General features: G+C 71.1%; 15 protein-coding genes. All 15 read right to left on the bottom strand.

Going from position 1 to position 19,194, the window contains the following annotated elements; translation table 11 throughout:
* Nucleotides 1–49 precede the first annotated feature (49 nt).
* Entirely contained in the window at nt 50–1,207 is a 1,158-nt protein-coding gene (locus ACFYNL_RS37460; protein ID WP_388812072.1) for a dienelactone hydrolase family protein, read from the bottom strand.
* 108 nt (nt 1,208–1,315) lie between these two features.
* Nucleotides 1,316–2,449 (bottom strand): pectinesterase family protein, encoded by a 1,134-nt coding sequence (locus tag ACFYNL_RS37455; RefSeq protein WP_388812069.1) that lies wholly within the window; start codon nt 2,447–2,449, stop codon nt 1,316–1,318.
* Nucleotides 2,450–2,559: 110 nt separating this feature from the next.
* Nucleotides 2,560–3,882: a polysaccharide lyase family 1 protein gene (locus tag ACFYNL_RS37450; protein WP_388812066.1), complete on the bottom strand. Its 1,323-nt coding sequence runs from the start codon at nt 3,880–3,882 to the stop codon at nt 2,560–2,562.
* A gap of 29 nt (nt 3,883–3,911) precedes the next feature.
* Entirely contained in the window at nt 3,912–4,712 is an 801-nt protein-coding gene (locus ACFYNL_RS37445) for a rhamnogalacturonan acetylesterase (RefSeq protein WP_388812063.1), read from the bottom strand.
* A 172-nt stretch (nt 4,713–4,884) separates the two neighbouring features.
* Nucleotides 4,885–6,246 carry an ABC transporter substrate-binding protein gene (locus ACFYNL_RS37440; RefSeq protein WP_388812060.1) on the bottom strand — a complete coding sequence of 454 codons (1,362 nt, stop codon included), beginning with the start codon at nt 6,244–6,246 and terminating at the stop codon, nt 4,885–4,887.
* Nucleotides 6,247–6,318: 72 nt separating this feature from the next.
* Complete coding sequence (locus ACFYNL_RS37435) at nt 6,319–8,322, bottom strand: pectinesterase family protein (RefSeq protein WP_388812058.1); 2,004 nt, start codon at nt 8,320–8,322, stop codon at nt 6,319–6,321.
* A 40-nt stretch (nt 8,323–8,362) separates the two neighbouring features.
* The gene (locus ACFYNL_RS37430; protein WP_388812055.1) at nt 8,363–9,874 is read right to left on the bottom strand and encodes a family 43 glycosylhydrolase; all 1,512 of its coding nucleotides are present in this window, start codon (nt 9,872–9,874) and stop codon (nt 8,363–8,365) included.
* Nucleotides 9,871–10,716, bottom strand: coding sequence for a PmoA family protein (locus ACFYNL_RS37425; protein WP_388812053.1), 846 nt, complete (start codon nt 10,714–10,716; stop codon nt 9,871–9,873). Before ACFYNL_RS37425 ends, ACFYNL_RS37430 begins: the two co-directional genes overlap by 4 nt.
* Nucleotides 10,716–11,873 carry a Gfo/Idh/MocA family protein gene (locus ACFYNL_RS37420; RefSeq protein ID WP_388812051.1) on the bottom strand — a complete coding sequence of 386 codons (1,158 nt, stop codon included), beginning with the start codon at nt 11,871–11,873 and terminating at the stop codon, nt 10,716–10,718. Before ACFYNL_RS37420 ends, ACFYNL_RS37425 begins: the two co-directional genes overlap by 1 nt.
* Nucleotides 11,870–13,159, bottom strand: a complete 1,290-nt coding sequence (locus tag ACFYNL_RS37415; protein WP_388812049.1) for a polysaccharide lyase family 1 protein — start codon at nt 13,157–13,159, stop codon at nt 11,870–11,872. Before ACFYNL_RS37415 ends, ACFYNL_RS37420 begins: the two co-directional genes overlap by 4 nt.
* A gap of 38 nt (nt 13,160–13,197) precedes the next feature.
* Nucleotides 13,198–14,094 carry a carbohydrate ABC transporter permease gene (locus tag ACFYNL_RS37410; RefSeq protein WP_388812046.1) on the bottom strand — a complete coding sequence of 299 codons (897 nt, stop codon included), beginning with the start codon at nt 14,092–14,094 and terminating at the stop codon, nt 13,198–13,200.
* A complete protein-coding gene (locus ACFYNL_RS37405) occupies nt 14,091–15,026 on the bottom strand; it encodes a carbohydrate ABC transporter permease (RefSeq protein ID WP_388812043.1) in 936 nt (311 codons plus the stop codon). The genes ACFYNL_RS37410 and ACFYNL_RS37405 overlap by 4 nt, the downstream gene beginning before the upstream one ends.
* Nucleotides 15,027–15,134: 108 nt before the next feature.
* A complete protein-coding gene (araD, locus tag ACFYNL_RS37400) occupies nt 15,135–16,871 on the bottom strand; it encodes an L-arabinonate dehydratase (RefSeq protein ID WP_388812040.1) in 1,737 nt (578 codons plus the stop codon).
* Nucleotides 16,868–17,776: a dihydrodipicolinate synthase family protein gene (locus tag ACFYNL_RS37395; RefSeq protein ID WP_388812038.1), complete on the bottom strand. Its 909-nt coding sequence runs from the start codon at nt 17,774–17,776 to the stop codon at nt 16,868–16,870. The genes araD and ACFYNL_RS37395 overlap by 4 nt, the downstream gene beginning before the upstream one ends.
* The gene (locus tag ACFYNL_RS37390; protein WP_388812035.1) at nt 17,773–18,441 is read right to left on the bottom strand and encodes a GntR family transcriptional regulator; all 669 of its coding nucleotides are present in this window, start codon (nt 18,439–18,441) and stop codon (nt 17,773–17,775) included. The genes ACFYNL_RS37395 and ACFYNL_RS37390 overlap by 4 nt, the downstream gene beginning before the upstream one ends.
* Nucleotides 18,442–19,194 lie beyond the last annotated feature (753 nt).

Below are 19,194 nucleotides of genomic sequence, written 5' to 3'. Positions count from 1 at the left end.
GCAACTGATCCGCCGGGACTGACGGGACAGGGACGTACCACCGGGCGGATCACAGGACCTGGTCGAGCCAGTCGAAGACCTCGTCCTGCATGCGGTCGGTGAAGACATGGCCGAGGTCGGGCCAGGTCTTCAGGTGCAGCCGCTCCTCGGCGTGCCGCGAACGCCAGACGGCTCGCAGTCTGTCGTACGCGGCACGCACGCCCTGCGCCGGGAACAGCGGGTCGAGGCCGCCGTCGAAGAAGAGCATCGGCCTGGGAGCGGCGATGCTCGCCACGTCGGGGAAGTCGAGATGCCGGGCGAGCCCGGGGTGGAGCATGTAGTACGCCGACTGCCCGCGCAGGGTGTTGTTGCCGGGCACCATGATGTCCTTCAGCCCGGTCATCCAGCAGATGCTCGCCGCGGCGGCGACGTGGTCGCTGAGGGCGGCGGTCTGCCAGGCGCGATAGGCGCCCATCGAGAAGCCGACGGCGGCGACACGGCGTGCGTCCACGCGGTCCAGGCCCGCCAGGAAGGTGGCGGCACGGGCGTCCTCCCTGGCCACGAGCCCCGCGAGCGACGAGCCGAGGTGGTAGAAGTTGCCGGCGAGGGCCTGCTGCTGGTCGTAGGTGATCGGCCCCCGGTCGCCCCAGCCGAGTGCGTCCAGGGCGAGCACGACGTATCCGCGCCGGGCGAGTTCGTCGCCGATGAAACGTCCGCTGAAGTACCGGTCGGCCCATGCCCGTGCGGAGGCCAGCCGGGTGTCGTCGTACCAGGGCCGGACCAGCTTCTCCTTGCCGATGTCGAACCGGGCGCCGTGGTCGTGCAGGAGCAGGACGGCGGGGAAGGGCCCGGAGCCGTGCGGGGTGAGCAGGGCGCCGCGGACGCGTTCGTACCGGGTGAGGGAGAGGGTCACCAACTCCCTTGTGAAGCCGTCGGCTTCGAGGCGTCCGCCGGATTCCGGGCCGTACGGGGTGCGCTCGTCCCGGTCGACGACGAGCAGCTCCTCGACCTTGGCGCGGGCGGCCCGGCGCCAGGCGCGGAAGTCGCGGACCGGGGACCGTCCCCAGGCGAGCGGGAAGGTCAGCTCGTCCTTGAGCGCGGAGTGGAAGTCGGGCAGCGGCCCGTCCACCACGGCCGCCTGTGCCTCGTCCACCGCTCCTGGGGCGAGCAGCGCCGCCCCGGCTCCCCTCACGAACGCCCGGCGTCCCACTGGTCCATGGCCGCTCATACGGCCTCCCCGCCCCGGCGGGCCGCGACGTACCGCTCGGCCGCCGACGAGGACGGCGGAACGCGGTGGCCGTACCCGTCGGCGGGGTTCCAGCCGACGTCCAGGGGCCTACGCATACGGCCGCCAGTGGCCGAGATACGCCCTCCTGGTGTGCGACTGCGCCTCGGCGGCGGTGAGCCGGGGCCGGTTCTCGGGGACGGTGACGACCGCGCCGGGTCCGGTGTTGCGGTACTCGGCGAAGCGCTGGGCCTGCCAGGGGTGGGCGTCACGCATGTCGGCGTAGGGCGCGACCGCGTCGATGCCGGGGCCCAGCCAGGTCTCCCGGACGGTGAGCATCGGGCGGGCGGTGGTGCTGGAGCTGGGCACCCAGGGGCGCGCCAGCTTGTAGTGGGCGTCGGGGGCCCGGCTGGTCACCCGGCCGCGCAGGACCAGGTAGCCGTACGGGTTCGCCGCCTCCGTCGAGGGGGCGAAGACGAAGCCGTACGGGGCCGAGGCGAGGTCCGTGCGGTCGAGCGTGCGGAAGTGGCAGTGCTCGTAGACGGCCGTGGCCCGGCCGAAGACGAAGTCGACGTCGCCCTCGACGTAGCAGTGGGAGTAGTACTGGCGGGCGAAGAGGGCGGCGGAGTGGGAGTCGGCGTACAGGGTGTCCTGGTGGCCGAGGAACCGGCAGTGGTGGAAGGCCGAGCGGTCGCCCTGCACCTTGATGGCGACGGCTTGCGTGCCGCTGATCTCGGGGTGCTCCTCGCGCAGGAAGTCGTTGGCGAAGGTGATCCGCCGGGCGGTGAAGCCGTCCGCCCGGACGGTGGTGGTGGCCGAACCGCTGGTGCCGTAAGTGCCGGAGCCGTCGGGCTTCGGGGTGCCGGCCGCGTTGTCGTGGACGATGACGACGTCGCGCGGGTCGTCGCCGGCGCCGAGCCACGTCATGTCGGTGGCGGCGCGGTCGACCAGGACCGTCTCGCGGTAGGTTCCCGGCGCGACGACGAGCGTCCAGCCGCTGCCGGCCGCAGCGGTCACGGCTGCCTGGACGGTGGTGAAGTCGCCCCGGCCGTACAGGTCGACGTACAGGGTGCGGGCGTTCGGGCGGGCGGCCGGGGAACCGTGGCAGCCGAACGGGCGGGACCTCGCGGCGGCGGACGCGGGGGCCGCCGCGAGGCCGAGGGCGGCGCCGGCGGCGGCGGCGGCGGCGGTCGCGGTCAGCAGACCTCTTCTGGACAGGGCGGGTCGGGGGTGGGACGAAGGCATGCGGGTGCTCCTTCGAAGTGCGGCTCGTGCGGGATTCGGGGCCGGGGCGGGCGCACGCCGGGGTGGGGGGGCGTGCGGTGGGGGGCCGCCCCGGCCCGCTGGGGAAACGGTCAGTGCAGACGGCCGGCGCCCGCGCGGGTGCCGACGATCACCGGCACCGCCCTGGGGTTGTCGACCTTGGTCCGCAGGGTCGGCCTCCATCCGGCGCCGGACTGCAGGATCTCGTCCGGGACCTCGGCGTTGTGGACCGCGATGAGGTCGGTCAGCCTGCCGTTGACGTAGTTGTTCTCAGCGGTGAGCGGGGATTCCTTCCACTTCTTCAGCAGCTTGCCGGCGCGGGCGCCGGGCAGCAGCGTGAAGGCGTTGTCGGTGGCGTACAGCTGCGAGGAGATGCCGACGCCGAGGGCGTAGGCCTCACCCTTCGGGTCCGCGGCGACCACGTAGTGGTTGTTGTAGACGTCGACCTGCCCGAACCGCACGCGCGGGGAGCGCTGCAGGATCCCCTCGAAGCGGTTGTGGTGCAGGGTGACCTTGAGCTTGCCGGCGTCGACGGCGGCGAGGTTGTCGCCGTTGCCGATCAGCATGTTCTTGTCGTGGTCGTCGAAGCGGTTCCACGACACCGTCACGTGGTCGGAGCCGCGCACGATGTCCGCCAGCCCGTCGTGCTGCTGGAAGACCCTGCCGAAGTAGGAGGGCGCCTCGCTGTCGGGGTGGCGCCCGTCGGTCAGCGTGTTGTGGTCGATCCACACGTGGTCGGAGCCGTGCACGACGACGGCGTCGTACCTGGAGTTCCAGGCGCCCAGATCGCCGTTGCCGTTGTCGTCGGTGGGGTCCCACATCGGGAAGCAGTCGAGCGGGGCCTCGATGGTGAGGTTGCGCAGGATGACGTTCGAGGCGTCCCTGATCTGGAGGCTGCCGCCGAGGATGCCGGAGTTCCGGCCGACGCCGACGATGGTGGTGTTGCTGGGGACGGTGACCGTGATCTCCGTGCCCTGCCGGTCGGCGGACGCCGCCCGTGCCTCCTCCTGCGGACCGCCGGCGGGCTTGTCGTTGCCCCAGACGGCCGGGTCGTAGTCCTTGAGGTACTGCTGGAAGTCGAACCCGCCGGTGACGAAGGCGTCACAGCCCTCGGAGACGGCGTCGATCATGCCCTTGACCTTGATGATCTTGGGGGCGTCGCCGCCGTCGACGAGTGCCCGCTTGAACTGGGCCCAGGTGGTGACGGTGTGGACGTGGGCGGCGTCGGCGGCCGAGCCACCGGTGGTCCCCGTGCCCTGCGCACCCCAGCCGTCGCCCGCGGCGAGGACCTGACGCCCGAGGTCCCGGGGCCCGGCCTGTGCGCCGCCGCCGGTGCCGCCCACGACGAGCGCGGTACAGCCGATCAGCACGGCCGCTCTCGTTGTGACATGCCCCTGCCATACATGTGTGTTCATGGTGCGGTTCCCTTTTCTGCGGTCGGGGGTTACGCGGCGGCCTGCGGCCAGGTGATCCAGGACTGCGGGATCGTCTCGTCCAGCCGGCGCAGGTCCTGCGGTGCGAGCACGCGCGTGCGCAGGAGCTCCCGGGCCACGAGACGCGCCACCTCGATCGCACCCGGCGGGTTGAAGTGCGTGTTGTCCTGCTCGGTGGCGGTCCAGTTGAAGTACTTCTTGGTCTCCTCGACCCCGAGCCGCTGCCAGAGCGCGAGGGACAGTGCCTGGATGTCGAGCAGCGTGACGCGCTCCTCCTGGGCGAGCGCCCGCATCGCCGCCGGGTATTCGCCGTGGGTCGGCACGGCCTTGCCCGCCGCGTCGAACTTGCGCCGCTCGACGGAGGTGGCGAGCACCGGTCGCGCACCGCGGGCGCGGGCTCCGTCGATGTACCGCCGCAGACACTCCTGGTACGTCGTCCAGGGCTCGGTGTAGCGAGTGGGGTCGGCGACCTTCGCGTCGTTGTGGCCGAACTGGATGAGCAGGAAGTCCCCCGGCCGAACGGCACGGAGGATGACGTCGAGCCGCCCCTCGTCGACGAAGCTCTTCGAACTGCGCCCGTTCTGCGCGTGGTTGGCGACGGACCGGTCCTTGCGCAAGAAGAAGGGGAGCGCCATGCCCCACCCGGTCTCGGGGGCGGCATCGGTGTACTTCTGGGCGGCGGTCGAATCACCGGCGATGTAGAGGGTGCGGGTGCGGTGGAGGGAGGTGGCCCGAGCGGTACCGGTGGCCGCGAAGGTGAGCGGTGCGGCGGCGAGGGCCGCCATGGCGGCCTGTCTGCGGGTGAGCGACACGACGATGTGCCTTTCTCGACAGTGCTGGTGAAGTGACTTCGAAGTGCCTTTCGACCTGGGGACGGCACCGTCCCCGGGGCGGGGGATGTCCTGATCCGCGACTGCCGCCGCGTGGGGCGCGGCCGGCCACGAGCCGACGGGCGGCCGACCGCGCCGAGGAGGGACCGGGCCGTCAGCCGTTCCTTTCCTTCCACTCGGCCTGGGCCTCGTTGAGCTGGTCGGCCATCGTGTCCAGGAAGTCCTTGGCGCTCATGTCACCGTTCAGGACCTTCTGGAAGTTGGGCTCGTTGTCGGCCTTGGAGATGGTGTTCCAGTCCGGCAGGTAGTACGGCAGCTGGACGATCGTCGTGGAGCCGTCGGTCAGCGCCTGGGCGGCCAGCTTGGTCGGCTCGGCCTTGGAGATCCAGGCGTCCTCGGCGGCGTCCGTGTTCGCCGGCACCGCGCCCGCGGACTCGTTCCACTTGGAGTTCTCCGCCGCCGAGACCGCGAACTCGACGAACTTCCAGGCCGCTTCCTTGTTCTTCGAGCTCTTGAACACACCCAGGCCGTCGACCGGGTTGGAGACCTGGACGCGCTTGCCGCCCGGGCCGGTCGGCTGCGGGATGCCCCGGAACTTGTCGACGCCGAGCGCCTTCACATGGTCCTGGTAGGAGCCCAGGTTGTGGTTGAGCATGCCGATGGTGCCCGAGTCCCACTGGGCGACCATCTTGGTGAAGTCGTTGTTGAGGTCGGCGGCCGGGGTGACCTTCTTGTACAGGCCCGCGTACTTCTCCAGCGCCTTGACGTTCTTCGGGTCGTCGACCGTGGTCTTCTCACCGGAGGAGTCCCAGAACGAGGTGATGCCGGACTGCCCGTACATCGCGTCCAGGGCCTGCGCGATGGAGCCGGCGCCCCCGCGGATGGTGTACCCGAACTCGTTCTTGCCCTTGTTCGTGAGCTTGTCCGCAGCCTCGTAGAACTTGTCCCAGGTGGTGGGCTCGCCCAGGCCCGCCTTCTTGAACAGGTCGGTCCGGTAGTACAGGACGCCGTTGTTCGCGGAGGTCGGGATCGAGTACAGCTTGTCGTCACCGCCGCCGGCCGCCTTCATCGAAGCGACCAGGTCGTCGTTGAGCTTCCCGTTCAGGGGGGACTTGGCGAACCGGTCGTCCAGCGGCTCCAGCGCGTTCTGCGCGGCGAACCCGGCGAGCATCGCCGCGCCGACACCGCCGACGTCCGGCAGGCCGCCGCCCTGGAGGGCGGTGTCCACCTTGGACTGGTAGTCGGTGGACGGGATCCCGACGTACTCCACCTCGATGTCCGGGTTCGCCTTCTCGAAGTCGGCGATGACCTCCTTCCAGATGTCGGTGCGGACACCGCCGTTGTTGTCCCAGAAGACGATCTTTCCCTTGCCGCTGCCCTCGGAGCCCTTGTCGCCGCCCGTGCCGCTGCCGTCGTCGCCGCAGGCGGTGGCGGTCAGGGCGAGCACGGCGCCCAGGGCGACGGCGGCCGGTGTGCGGCGCCCGCGTGTGCTGCTTCTGCGATTGCTGATCTTCATTGGTCGGCTCTCTTCTTCTGGATCGGACGGAGACATGCGGTTGTGGGGGCTTCGGGGCTGCTGCGCCGGCCGTCAGCGCCGGATGTGCGGCGCCCAGCCGTCGGTGCCCTTGAGGTAGTCGGAGACGGTGTGGGACCGCGCCGCCTCGTCGCTCATCTGCGGGCGGTCCGCCGTGATGGCGGCGCCCGGCCCGTAGTTGCGGTACTCCGCGAGGCGCGCGTCCTTCCACGAGAACCCGCTCATGTCGGTCCACGGCGTCGCCTTGATCGCGGCGGGCAGCAGGGTGTCGCGGATCAGCACCTGCGCGACCGCCGCCGGCTCACCGCCCGGGTGCCAGGGCCGCCCGAGGTGGAAGCTCCCGTCGGGCGCGTCGCTCACGATCTTCGACCGTGTGATCAGGAAGCCGTACGGGTTGCCGGTCCAGGTCGATGCCGCCGTGATCCAGCCGTTGTTGGTGGTGGAGCCGCGGTTCAGCGCCCTGATCAGCGAGTGCTCGATGACGGTGCTCGCCCGCCCGTAGATGAAGTCGACGTCGCCCTCGATGTAGCAGTCGCGGAGGTAGACCCGGCTGAGGGTGGTGAGCTTGGGGCTGTCGGTCATCAGGGTGTCCTGGTTGCCGAGGAAGCCGACGTTCTCGAAGACGATCCGGTCACCGGTCGTCTTCATCGCCAGCGCCTGTTCGCCCTTGAGCTCGTGCGCGGCCTCGTCGAAGTCGTTGCTGAAGGTGAGGTTGCGGGCGGTGACGTCGTTCGCGGCGATCCGGACGGTGGCGCTTCCGGTCGAACCCCCGTACTCGGCGGGCGTGTCGAAGACGATCAGGGTGTCGGCGCGGTCGCGTCCGGTCCCCTTGAGCACGATGTTCGGCTTCTTCGCGGGGATGAACACCTTCTCGCGGTACGTCCCCGGGGCGACGGCGATCGTCACCGTGCCGTCGTTGCCCTCGGGCACGGCGTCCACCGCGGCCTGCACGGTCGGATAGGCGGCCGGTACGTTCAGCACCACGCCGATGCGCTCCTGCGGCCCGGAGAACCGGGTCACCAGCGCCGGCACCGCGGCCGCCGGGTCGAGCCGGTAGTCGTAGAAGTCCCGCGGTTCGAAGGCGGCACCCCACTCCTCGTGCCGGCCGGTCGTGTTCCTCAGGATCGAACCGCGCTGCACCAGCTCCGCGGTGGCGTCGGCCTGGTAGGGGTGCTGGACGTCCCGGTAGTAGCTGTTCTCGATGACCATCTTCGTCCGGCCGCGCGACCAGTTGCCGTACGTCCACACCGGGTCACCCGGGTCCACCTGTGCGGTCAGGTAGTTGTTGTACAGGTGCGCGTAGGCGGCGTTGTCGATGGAGGGGTTGCGCTGCTTGGTGTGCGCGAACCAGTTGTGGTCGATGGTGATCTGCGTCTTGAGGTTGCTCGTCCAGCCGAGGCCGAACGTCTTGTTGTTGTTCTCGAACCGGTTGTAGGAGACCGTGACGTACTCGCTGTCCTTGCGGACGTCGAGCTGGCCGTCGCAGATGTTCGAGAAGCGGTTGTGGTCGACCCACACGTGGTGGACGGTGTCCATCTGGATGCCGTCGAAGTCGGTGTCCTTACAGTCCCAGTTGCCCGCGACCGCGGAGTCCCGGATCGTCATGTTGCGGATGATCACGTTGTGCGTGCCGGGCGCGAGATGGAACTCGCCCTGCACCAGCTCACCGCTGGTGCCGACGCCGATGATCGTCTTGTCCGAGGCGACGTCGATCTTCGCGCCGAAGGGCTGCGCGGTGATGGTGCCCCGGACCCGGATGACGTACGGCTCCGGCGCCGCCGCGTACCTGGCCAGGGAGGCCTGGTCGGTGACGGTGACGACCTTGCCGCCCGCGCCGCCGGTCGTACCGCCGGCGAGGGAGGCGAAGCCGTGGGCCTGGTCGCTCCAGCGGGGAGCCGGGGTCTCGGTGGCGGCGGCAGCGGGCGCCGCGGGTGAGGCGGCGTTCGCCTCACCGATCGCCCCGAGGCCCAGGGCGGCCACCAGACCGAAGACGGTGGCCAGGGTTCTGCCGGCACCGGGGCCGGATGCTGGCAAGCGCTTGCTACGGAGATGCGTCATTGCGACTCCCATCGCTCAACAGGCTTACGGGACAGGCGAGTTACAAAGAACCGATCCTGAACTGCGTGAACGTCGCCGCGCCGGCGTGCCCCTGACCGCCGGGAGCGAGGGCGAACAGCCCCAGCAGGGCACCCACCCAGCGCCACGGCGTGGCCGCGAAGACCGGCCCCGAGGCACGCGGACCGTCACCGACGTCGGCGAAGAACCGGCACCGCGCCCCGGCCCCGACCTCGATCCGCAGGCGCACCTGCCCTTCGGGCGCGAGCCGCGCGTGCTCGGCGTCCCGCTCTGTGTCCGCGACCCCCTCCGCGAACCGGTGCACGACGTGCACCGCCCCGTCCGCCCCCCGCTGGAGCCCGATCCAGGAGAACGCGTCCCCCAGCACCGCGAGCCCCGCCCGCGCCCCCGGCGCCTCGCTGTCCAGCCGTAACCGCACCTCCACCGCGCAGGGCGTGCCCGGCAGCCGCTGGGTGAGGATGTGCGGCAGTTTGCGCAGGTCGTGCGCGTCGGCCGAGCGGACACAGGCCAGTTTCAGCCCGTCGCCGGAGTGCTGTGTGGACCAGCCGGCAGGGGGAGGGTTGGCGGTCCACGACCACTGGCGGCCGTGCCGTCCGCCGGGGAAGTCGTCGTCGGTGGCGGGCGCGGCGGTCGGCTGCGGCGGCAGGCCGGGCCTGCGGTGGACGGCGACGGGGGCGCCGTCGTCCCCGAGCACCGGCCAGCCGTCGGAGCCCCAGCGCATCGGCTGCAGGTGCACGACCCGGCCGTAGGCGCCGCGCTGCTGGAAGTGCAGGAACCAGTCCTCACCGGACGGGGTGCGCACCCAGCCGCCCTGGTGCGGTCCGTTGACGTCGGTGTCCTTCTGTTCGAGGACGATCCTCTCCTCGTACGGCCCGAAGAACTCACGCGAGCGGAAGGCGCCCTGCCAGCCGGTGGCCACTCCCCCGGCGGGCGCCAGGATCCAGAACCAGCCGTCGTGCCGGTAGAGCTTCGGGCCTTCGAGGGTGAACCAGCCGGGGATCCGGTCGCCGTCGACGATCACCTTGCCCTCGTCGAGGAGTGCGGTGCCGTCGGGGTGCATCCGGTGGCCGGTGAGGCGGTTCTTGACGCCGGAGCGGGACTTGGCCCAGGCGTGCACGAGGTAGGCATCCCCGGTCTCGTCGTCCCACAGCGGGCACGGGTCGATCAGGCCCTTGCCCGCCTTCACCAGGTGCGGTGTGGTCCAAGGGCCCCGGATCTCGGGGGCGTTGACCTGGAGGATGCCCTGGTCGGGGTCGCCCCAGAAGATCCAGAAGCGGTCCTCGTGGTGGCGGATCGACGGGGCCCAGACCCCGCAGTCGTGCCGGGGCACCGCGAACTCCGCGGCCGGTTCCAGGCGTTCGACCGCGTGGCCGACCAGCGTCCAGCTCACCAGGTCGCGGGAGTGCAGCAGGGGCAGGCCGGGGGCGCGGCCGAAGCTGGAGGCGGTCAGGTAGAAGTCGTCACCGACGCGGACGACGTCCGGGTCGGACCAGTCGGCGTTCAGGACGGGGTTGGTGTACGTCTCGGCGGTCATGCGCTCACCGCCTCGCGGACGAGGGCGCAGGCCGCGTCCCGGTCGAGGCGGCCGTCCGCGACGACGGTGACGACACGGCGTACTACGGCGTCACCCGGCTCGATCGGGAGCCGCTCGTCGTGTGCCAGGCAGGAGCCCACGCCCGGGTACTCGGCGGTGCGGACGAACCAGGGGTCCTGCCGGGTGCGGTCCGTGGCTCCGGCGAAGACCAACGTCCAGCCGGAGCCGACGAGGGCGAGCCAGTCGGCGCGCCTGCCGTGCACGGCCTCCTCGCCCTCGGCGTCCGGGGTGAACACGTCCGGCGCCGAGGACTCCTTGCGGGCACGCCAGAAGAAGCCGCCGTACGCCGCGCCGGGACGTCCGTTGGTGGCGGGGCTGCCGATCGACAGCGGGCCGGAGGTGACGTTGGTCAGCGAGAAGGTGAAGTCCAGCGTCCAGGCGGCGTCGGTGAGTTCGGTGACCGCGACGGTACGGCGCTCGCGCAGCAGCTCGGATCCCGCCGCCACCCAGCGCAGCTCCTCGACGAAGCCCTCGGGGTCGCACCGTTGGAAGACCGTGTGCCGCTGGGCGCCGTGGTTGTCCAGCTCGGTGGGGCCCTGGTCGCGGACGTAGGTGCGGCCGCCCCAGAAGTTGGACCCCTCGACGTCGGGAACGGCGACACCGACGCCGAGGTGGTGTGTGTGGTCGGCGGGGCTCAGCTCGGTGACCGCCGTGCCGGCCAGGGTGGTGACGGGGTGCAGGTACGGGCGCGGGGAGAGCCGGGCGGGCAGTTCGGGCCGGGTGACGTACCGGCCGACCGGCCGGCCCGCGACGCGCAGCACCGCGGTGTCGTGGGGGGTCATCAGGTGCTCACCTCTCTCGATCGGGCCGCAAGGGCCCAGGGGGCGCCCAGCTCGGAGTAGAGGGCGAGGGTGTCGGCGGCCGCGGCGACCAGGCCGTCGACGCCGGGCACGACCCGGCGCCGCTCGCCGGGGAGCAGGTGCCATGCCCCGCCGGGCAGGGGGGCCGGGTCGGGGGCCAGCCGGATCGCCTCGACGACCTTCATGAAGGCGCCGGTCGTCTCGGGTGCGACCAGCAGGCCGGTCCCGTCGGTGAGGTGCTCGACGAGGTTCTCCAACAGGTCGGTGCGACCGTACTCGTACTCCTCGGGGCCGTGGTTCGCGCGCTGGAGCAGGACGCGGTCCTGCTTGTACCAGAAGGTGATGCGGCCGCGGGTGCCGTGCACGACGACGTACGGCTCGTCGGGGTCCTCGGCGCACAGGGTCGCGGCGACGACGACCCGCGGGCCGTGCGGGCCGGTGACACGGACGCAGGAGGTGTCGTCGGACTCGATGTCGTTGGCGCGCAGCAGCTCGGTCTCCACGGCGGTGACGTCCTCGGCGCGGGTGGTGCCGCCGAGCGCGAGTGCGGTGGCGACGGCGTGCGCGAGCGGGTTGGTGAGGGCGCCGTCGATCACGTCGACCCCGTTCAGCCTGCGCTTGCCCGCCCAGGGCGCCCGCCGGTAGTAGGCCTCGGGACGGGCCCAGGCACCGGCCCCGCCGATCCCGGTGATCTCGCCGATCGCGCCGTCGGCCATCAGCGTCCGGATCGCGGGCACGGCGTGCGAGCCCAGCGACTGGAAGCCGATCTGGCAGGCGACGCCGGCCTCGGCGACCCCGTCGGCCATGCGCCGGAACTCGGCGTACGACGGGGCGGGCGGCTTCTCCAGCAGCACGTGCACGCCCTTGCGCGCCGCCGTCAGGGCCAGGTCGGTGTGGGTGGGGATGGGCGTGCAGATCACCGCGACGCGGGCGCCGGTGGAGTCGAGGAGGGCGCCGAAGTCGGCGGACTGCTCCGGCTCCCCGAGGCCCTCGGGCAGCTCCCGCGCGCTCAGCGGGGTCAGCTCGCAGATCCCCGCGAGCCGCACGATCCCCTTGTCCTGGAGCCGGCGGATGTTGTCCAGGTGCCAGCGGCCGTGGCCACGCGCGCCTGCCAGGACGACGGGTACGGCAGTGCTCATGGGATCCTCCCTGCGCCCGCGCCGCGTGCCACCGCTCGGTCGGCCGTCTCGGCGCTGTCGATCTTTGTGTGCAGGGTAGGTGTCCATCCCACGTCGGCCGTGAGGTCACGCTCGCTGCCGGAGTTGTAGGCGTTGTGGATGGCCAGCAGGTCGACCGGGAAGCCGTTGAAGAGGGTGCCGGTCTGGTGCAGGGCGGTGCCGTTCCAGCTCTTGACCAGGTCGGCCACCTCGATGCGGCCGGGGGTGTGGAAGGCGTTGTTCTCCGCGTACAGGCCCGACTCGGTGGAGACGCCGAGCGAGTACCGGTAGTCGTGCGCGTCGACCGGGACGACGTACCGGTTGTTGTAGAGGTGCACCTGCCCGAAGCGGACGCGGGGGGCGCGCTGGACGACGGACTCGAACTCGTTGTGGTGCAGGGTGACGCGGAGCCTGCCCCGGTCACCGGTGGCGGTGTCGCCGTTGCCGATGAGCATCGCCTTGTCGTGGTCGGCGAACCGGCTCCAGGAGACGGTGACCAGGTCGGAGGCGTTGGTGATGTCCAGCAGCCCGTCGTGGCGCAGGTGGTTGCGGCCGAAGTAGGTGGGTTCCTTCTCGTCCGGGTGGCCCTTGTCGCTGACGGTGACGTGGTCGATCCAGACGTGGGTGGCGCCGCGCAGCCAGATGTTGTCGTAGGCCGTCTTCCAGTCGCCGAGGCCGCCGGTGTTGGGCTGCCAGACGGGGAAGCAGTCGTAGGCGTCGCGCAGCTCCAGGTTGCGGATGATCACGTTGTCCGCGCCCTTCACCTGGAGGCTGGCGCCCTTGAGCACGGCGTCGTCGCCGAGTCCGACGATCGTGGTGTGGGAGCCGACGGTCAGCTCGATCCGCTCGGCCTGCCTCGCCGCCGACGCCCGGCGGGCCTCCTCCTGGGGGCCGGCGGGCTTGGCGGAACCCCAGGTGCGGGGGTCGTAGGCGGCCAGGTACTTCCTGGTGCCGTAGCCGTCGGTGGCGTAGTCGGCGCAGTCCAGGTGGTCGCCGTCGTCGTCGGTGTTGGCGTCGATGGTCCCGACGATCTTGATGATCTTCGGGGTGGCGCTGCCGCCGTCGAGGGCTCGGACCAGCTCGCCGCGGTTGCGTACGGTGAAGACGTGGGCGTCGTCGGCGGTGGAACCCCCCGTGGTACCACCGTCGGCCGCCGCCCAGCCGTCGTTCGGGGCGAGGGTGTCGCGGCTGATGTCGCGGGCGTCACCGGCATGGGCCGGGACGCCGAGCAGCATCAGCGAGGCCCCGAGGAAGGCGATCCGACGCATTCTCCTCTCGGCGCCACCCCCTCCGATACGACGAGGTCTCATCCCTTCACCGCCCCCGCACTGAAGCCCGTGATCAGCCACTTCTGGATGAAGGCGAACACGAGCACCACGGGGACGGCCGCGATGATGCCGCCCGCGGCGAGCGCGCCCAGGTCGACGCTGTCGGCGCCCATCAGGGTGTTGAGGCCGACCGGGATGGTCTGCTTCTCCTGGTTGTTGAGGAACATCAGGGCGAACAGGAAGTGGTTCCAGGAGTGCACGAAGGCGAACGAGCCGACGGCGATCAGACCGGGCCGCAGCAGTGGCAGGACGACGATCCTGAACGCCGTCATGCGGTTGCAGCCGTCGACCCAGGCGGCCTCCTCCAGGGAGTACGGCACGTTCTTGATGAAGTTGCTGATCAGGATGATCGACAGCGGCAGCTGGAAGACCGTCTCGGCGAGGATGACGCTGCCCAGCGAGTTGATCATTTGGAGTTCGGCGAAGATCTCGAACAGCGGCACCAGGAGCAGCGCGCCCGGCACGAACTGGGAGCAGAGCAGGGCGAGCATGAACGCCCGCTTGATCTTGAAGTCGAACCGGGCGAGTGCGTAGCCGCCGGCGAGGGCGACGAGCGTCGTCATCAGCAGGGTGACGACGCCGACCAGCACGCTGTTGTGGAAGTAGGTGCCGAAACTCCGCTCCGTCCAGACCTTCTCGAAGTGGTCGAAGGTGATCGGCCAGGGCACGAGCGAGGTCGAGCCGGCCGGGCGCAGGGAGAACAGCAGGATCCAGTAGAAGGGGATGAGGGTGAAGACGAGGTAGACCGACAGCGGGAGGTAGATCTGCCAGCGCGGTACCTCGTCCCAGGAACGGTTCCGCTTCGCCGGACGCGGCGGTTCGGGGGCGGTGCGCCTGGGAGCGGGCGCGGTCATGGTGGCTTCCTTGACGCTCACTTGTCCTCACCTCCGAACTTGCTCAGCCGCAGATAGACGATCGAGCAGAAGAGCAGGATCACGAACGCGACCGTGGTCAGGGCGGACGCGTAGCCGAAGTCGTGGGATTCGACGCTGGTGTTGGCGATGTAGAGCGGCAGTGTCGTGGTCTCGCCCGCGGGTCCGCCGCCGGTCAGCGTGTAGAGCAGGTCGACGTTGTTGAACTCCCACACCGCGCGCAGCAGCGTGGACAGGACGATGGCGTCCTTCAGATGGGGCAGGGTGATGTGCCAGAACTGCTTGATCCGGCCGGCCCCGTCGACCTCGGCGGCCTCGTACAGGTCCTTCGAGACGGACTGGAGGTCGGCGAGGATGAGGATCGCGAAGAAGGGGACGCCCCGCCACAGGTCGGCGACGATCGCTGCCGGGAACACCGTGGAGGTGTCCGACAGCCAGCTGGTGCCGTAGGAGCCGACGCCCAGGTCGGCGAGGTAACGGGTGATGCCGGTCTGGGAGTTGTAGAGCAGCACCCAGATCGCCGAGGTCAGCACGCCGGAGACGGCCCACGGGGAGAAGACCAGGGCGCGGCCGAGCGCCCGGCCCACGAAGGTCTGGTTGACGATCAGCGCGAGGGCGAGACCGAACAGCAGTTGGAGCCCGACCTCGACGAACACCCACTTGGCGCTGAAGACCAGCGTGTCCCAGAACAGCGGGTCCTCGGTGAAGGCGTGGACGAAGTTGTCGAAGCCCGTGTAGCCGTTGCGCCACGGCTTGGTGGGGTTGTACTCCTGCAGGCTGTAGTAGAAGACGCTGATGACGGGGTAGGCGATGAAGCCCAGCATGAGCAGGGCCGCCGGGGCGATCAGCAGGTAGGGGAGCCTGCGCGGGGTGGCGGAGGCACGGCGCCGCCGGGGTGGCGCGGGCGGTTTCGCCACGGCTGCGGCTTGGGCCATGACTGTTCTCCGTTCTCGTACGTCGTGCGTGCGTGGTGCGGGCGCGCGTCGTGCAGGAAGCGCTTTCTCGATGGACAGACGTGTGCGAGGTCGTACTGCTGCGGCGCCTCAGCCCGTGTAGGGGTCGGCGACCTTGCCCGGCCGGGCGAGGAACTCGAAGTCGCAGCCGGTGTCGGCCTGGGTGATCTGTTCGTTGTAGAGCGCGCCGTAGCCACGCTCGTAACGGACCTCGGGCGGCGTCCACTCGGCCCTGCGACGCTCCAACTCCTCGTCGTCCACGTCGAGTTGCAGCAGGCGGGCCTCGACGTCGAGCGTGATCGAGTCACCCGTGCGGACCAGGGCGAGCGGTCCTCCGATGTACGACTCCGGGGCCACGTGCAGCGCGCACGCCCCGTAGCTCGTGCCGCTCATCCGCGCGTCGGAGATCCGGACCATGTCCCGTACGCCCTGCTTCAGCAGGTGGTCGGGGATGGGCAGCATGCCGTACTCGGGCATGCCCGGACCGCCCTTGGGCCCGGCGTTGCGCAGCACCAGCACACTGTCGGCGGTGATGTTCAGCGACGGGTCGTCGATGGTGCGCTGCATGGTCCTGTAGTCGTCGAAGACGACCGCGGGCCCGGTGTGCTTGAGCAGGTGCCGCTCGGCTGCGATGTGCTTGATGACCGCGCCGTCCGGGCAGAGGTTGCCGCGCAGGACGGCGACCCCGCCCTCGCTCGCCACCGGGTTCTCGCGGGTGCGGATCACGTCGTCGTCGTGCACGACGGCACCTTCGATCTGCCGGCCCAGGGTGCCGTTGACGGTCGGCCGCTCCAGGTGGAGCAGGTCGGGGATCCGCGAGAGGAAGGCGGGCAGGCCGCCGGCGAAGTGGAAGTCCTCCATGAGGTACGTCTGTCCGCCGGGCCGGACGTTGGCGAGCACCGGGACCGTGCGCGCGATGCGGTCGAAGTCGTCCAGGGTGAGCCGGACGCCGGCCCGGCCCGCCATGGCGATCAGGTGGATGACGGCGTTGGTGGACCCGCAGAGCCCGAGCACGGTGGTGACGGCGTCCTCGAAGGCCTCGCGGCTGAGGATCCGGGACGGCTTGAGGCCGGTCCACGCGAGTTCCACGGCCCGGCGCCCGGAGGCGGCGGCCATCCGCTCGTGCCCGGAGTCGACGGCCGGGATCGAGGAGGCGCCCGGCAGCGTCATACCGAGGGCCTCCGCCGCCGCGGTCATCGTGGACGCGGTGCCCATGGTCATGCAGTGCCCGGGAGAACGCGCCAACCCGCCTTGCAGCTCGCGCAGTTCGCAGTCCGTCAGGTTGCCCGCGCGGTGCTCGTCCCAGTACTTCCACATGTCGGTGCCGGACCCGAGGGTCTCCCCGCGCCAGTGCCCCGGCAGCATCGGTCCCGCGGGAACGAAGATCGACGGCACGTCGGCCGAGGTGGCACCCATCAGCAGCGCCGGCGTCGACTTGTCGCAGCCGCCGAGCAGTACCGCCGCGTCGATCGGATACGACCGCAGGAGCTCCTCCGTCTCCATCGCGAGCAGGTTGCGGTACAGCATCGGGGTCGGCTTCTGGTACGTCTCCGAGAGCGTGGCGACCGGGAACTCGAGCGGGAAGCCCCCGGCCTGCCACACCCCCCGCTTGACCGCCTCGGCACGCTCACGCAGGTGGACGTGACAGGGGTTGATGTCGGACCAGGTGTTGAGGACGGCGACCACCGGGCGGCCCTGGTACTCCTCCGCCTCGTATCCCAGCTGCCGCATACGGGCGTTGTGCGACCAGGTGCGCAGCCGACCCTCGGAGCCGTACCACTGGTGGCTGCGCAGTTCCTCCGGGCTCATGCGCTCGCCGTCGGTCATATCGACCACCCGGCGGCTATCGCGGCGACCTCGGCTCGCTCGTCCTCGGGCAGTCGCCGGCTCGGCGGGCGCACGTCGCGGCGGCACAGGCCGAGGGAGGCGAGGGCCTCCTTGACGACGGTGACGTTGTCGGCGGAGCCGTTCGCGGCGCGCAGTTCCTCGAAGCGGCGGATCTGCTCCCAGACCTTCATCGCGGCCGGGTAGTCCCCGCAGCGAAGCGCTTCGATCATGTTCACGGAGACGGCAGGGGCCACGTTGACCAGGCCGGAGGTGAATCCGGTGGCACCGGCGGAGAAGTACGAGGGGGCGTACGGCTCGGCGAGGCCGGCGACCCAGACGAAGCGGTCCAGTCCGGCGTCACGAGCGAAGGCGGCGAACCTGGCGGCGTCCGGGACGGCGTACTTCACGCCGATGACGTTCGGGCACCGGTCGGCGAGTTCGGCCAGGCGAACGCCCCTGAGCTGGGCGTTGCGGATGTACGGCACGACACCGAGTTCGGGAACGGCCTCGGCGACCGCCCGGTGGTAGTCGACCCAGCCGCTCTGCGAGACGTAGGGGTGGACCGGCTGGTGGACCATGACCATCTGGGCACCGAGCTCGCGGGCGTGCCGGGCGGAGGCCACCGCGGTCGGCACGTCGTGGCCGACGCCGACGAGGACGACGGCGCGGTCGCCGACCTCGTCGACGGTCAACTCGGTGACGAGGCGGCGCTCTTCGGGGGTGAGGGCGTAGAACTCGCCGGTGTTGCCGTTGGGGGTGAGGGTGGTGATGCCCCCGTCGAGCAGACGACGCAGCAGGGCCCGGTAGGTGTCCTGCGCGACGGAGCCGTCCTCGGCGAACGGGGTCACCGGAATCGCGACCACGTCGGCCAGGGCCGCCCGCTGGGTCTCGAACGTCCTTGTCATGCCGGACCGTCCTCTCCCAGGGCCGCGATCTCCACGTCGGGGAAGGCCCGCTCGACGAAGGACGCGATGTGGGCGTGCAGGGCGCGCGCGGCGCCGTCGGCGTCCCCTTCGAGCGCCAGCCGCAGGATCTCCCGGTGCTCGCCGGCCTCCCGCTCCCAGGAGGGGGAGGCGGCCCAGGCGACGGCGGAGACGAGGGCGGCCTGGTCGCGGACCTCGTCGAGCATCCGGCCGAGCAGGGGGTTGCCGCAGGGCAGGTAGAGGGCGCGGTGGAACTCCCGGTTGGCGAGGGAGCGTTCGGCGGTGTCGGTGGCGGCGTCGGCGCGGGTCAGGGCGTCACGGGCGGCGTCGAGGGAGGCCCCGCGCCGTACGGAGCGCTTCAGCGCCTCGGGCTCCAGCAGCAGCCGCACGTCGTAGACCTCGCGGGCCATGTCCGCGTCCACCATGCGCACCGTGACGCCCTTGTACTGGCTCATCACGACCAGCCCGGTCCCGGCCAGCGTCTTGAGGGCCTCGCGCACCGGGGTCTTCGACACCCCGAACTGCGCGGCGAGCTCGGTCTCGACCAGCGCCTGGCCGGGCGTCAACCGCCCGGTGAGGATGCGGCGTTTGATCTCCTCCAGCACGTACTGCGTGCGGGAGGGGATCGGCGTGGGCACAGAGGTCATGCGCGCCTCTCGGATCTTCGCGGGATGGCTCTCGCGTATGGGATCTCACGTATCGCGTCTCATATATGACGTACGAAGTACGACGCGATGAAGGTAGGAGGGGGCGCATGTTTCGTCAATGCTTCTGACAAAGGAAGTCGGGCCGCCGGTCGGACGCGCGGTCCGCGCCCCGCGCGGGCAGGAGGGTGTGACCAGCGAGGACGGGGGTGCGCGGGAGGCGGCCGGTTTCCGGGGGGCGCGGGGGTCCGGTTCCGGGGGCGCGGGGGTCCGGTTCCGGGGGCGCGGGGGTCCGGTTCCGGGGGCGCGGGGGTCCGGTTCCGAGGTGCGCAGGGGTCCGTTCCGGGGTGCGCAGGGGTCCGGTTCCGAGGTGCGCAGGGGTCCGGTTCCGGGGTACGCAGGGGTCCGGTTCCGGGGTACGCAAGGGTCCGATGCGCGCGCTTCGCACGGGCACGGGCCGCTCGGTCCGCGCCCCGTACGCCTCGGCGTCGCCCGCAGCACGCGACCGGAGGCCGGGCCCACTCCCCCGGCGCGCGAACCGGGACCGGGCGTCCGCCGCGGGTCCGCCACGGGCCCGCACGTGTGCGGCCGTGCAGAGATCGGCGGTGCGATCGGTGTGCGCACGCCAGGTCCGGATCGCGCCGGGCCGCCTTCGGACCCGTGAGGCGCCACATCTGCGCGAGGGCGCCGGTGGCGGCATCCCTGCGCGCGGCGGGCGGACGCGCTGGGCAGGCGGTGCGCCCGCATGTGCGCGAG

The organism is Streptomyces sp. NPDC007808 (genome assembly GCF_042868655.1).
Classification (GTDB): Bacteria; Actinomycetota; Actinomycetes; order Streptomycetales; family Streptomycetaceae; genus Streptomyces.
The sequence above is the reverse complement of the archived record's forward strand: the minus strand, read 5'-3'. Positions and strand labels throughout refer to the sequence as shown.

Excerpts from the sequence above, each read along its gene's own strand:
- ACFYNL_RS37460 (WP_388812072.1), bottom strand. The coding sequence starts at position 1,207 with ATGAGCGGCCATGGACCAGTGGGACGCCGGGCGTTCGTGAGGGGAGCC.
- ACFYNL_RS37455 (WP_388812069.1), bottom strand. The coding sequence starts at position 2,449 with ATGCCTTCGTCCCACCCCCGACCCGCCCTGTCCAGAAGAGGTCTGCTG.
- ACFYNL_RS37450 (WP_388812066.1), bottom strand. The coding sequence starts at position 3,882 with ATGAACACACATGTATGGCAGGGGCATGTCACAACGAGAGCGGCCGTG.
- ACFYNL_RS37440 (WP_388812060.1), bottom strand. The coding sequence starts at position 6,246 with ATGAAGATCAGCAATCGCAGAAGCAGCACACGCGGGCGCCGCACACCG.
- ACFYNL_RS37435 (WP_388812058.1), bottom strand. The coding sequence starts at position 8,322 with ATGACGCATCTCCGTAGCAAGCGCTTGCCAGCATCCGGCCCCGGTGCC.
- ACFYNL_RS37430 (WP_388812055.1), bottom strand. The coding sequence starts at position 9,874 with ATGACCGCCGAGACGTACACCAACCCCGTCCTGAACGCCGACTGGTCC.
- ACFYNL_RS37425 (WP_388812053.1), bottom strand. The coding sequence starts at position 10,716 with ATGACCCCCCACGACACCGCGGTGCTGCGCGTCGCGGGCCGGCCGGTC.
- ACFYNL_RS37420 (WP_388812051.1), bottom strand. The coding sequence starts at position 11,873 with ATGAGCACTGCCGTACCCGTCGTCCTGGCAGGCGCGCGTGGCCACGGC.
- ACFYNL_RS37415 (WP_388812049.1), bottom strand. The coding sequence starts at position 13,159 with ATGCGTCGGATCGCCTTCCTCGGGGCCTCGCTGATGCTGCTCGGCGTC.
- ACFYNL_RS37405 (WP_388812043.1), bottom strand. The coding sequence starts at position 15,026 with ATGGCCCAAGCCGCAGCCGTGGCGAAACCGCCCGCGCCACCCCGGCGG.
- araD (WP_388812040.1), bottom strand. The coding sequence starts at position 16,871 with ATGACCGACGGCGAGCGCATGAGCCCGGAGGAACTGCGCAGCCACCAG.
- ACFYNL_RS37395 (WP_388812038.1), bottom strand. The coding sequence starts at position 17,776 with ATGACAAGGACGTTCGAGACCCAGCGGGCGGCCCTGGCCGACGTGGTC.
- ACFYNL_RS37390 (WP_388812035.1), bottom strand. The coding sequence starts at position 18,441 with ATGACCTCTGTGCCCACGCCGATCCCCTCCCGCACGCAGTACGTGCTG.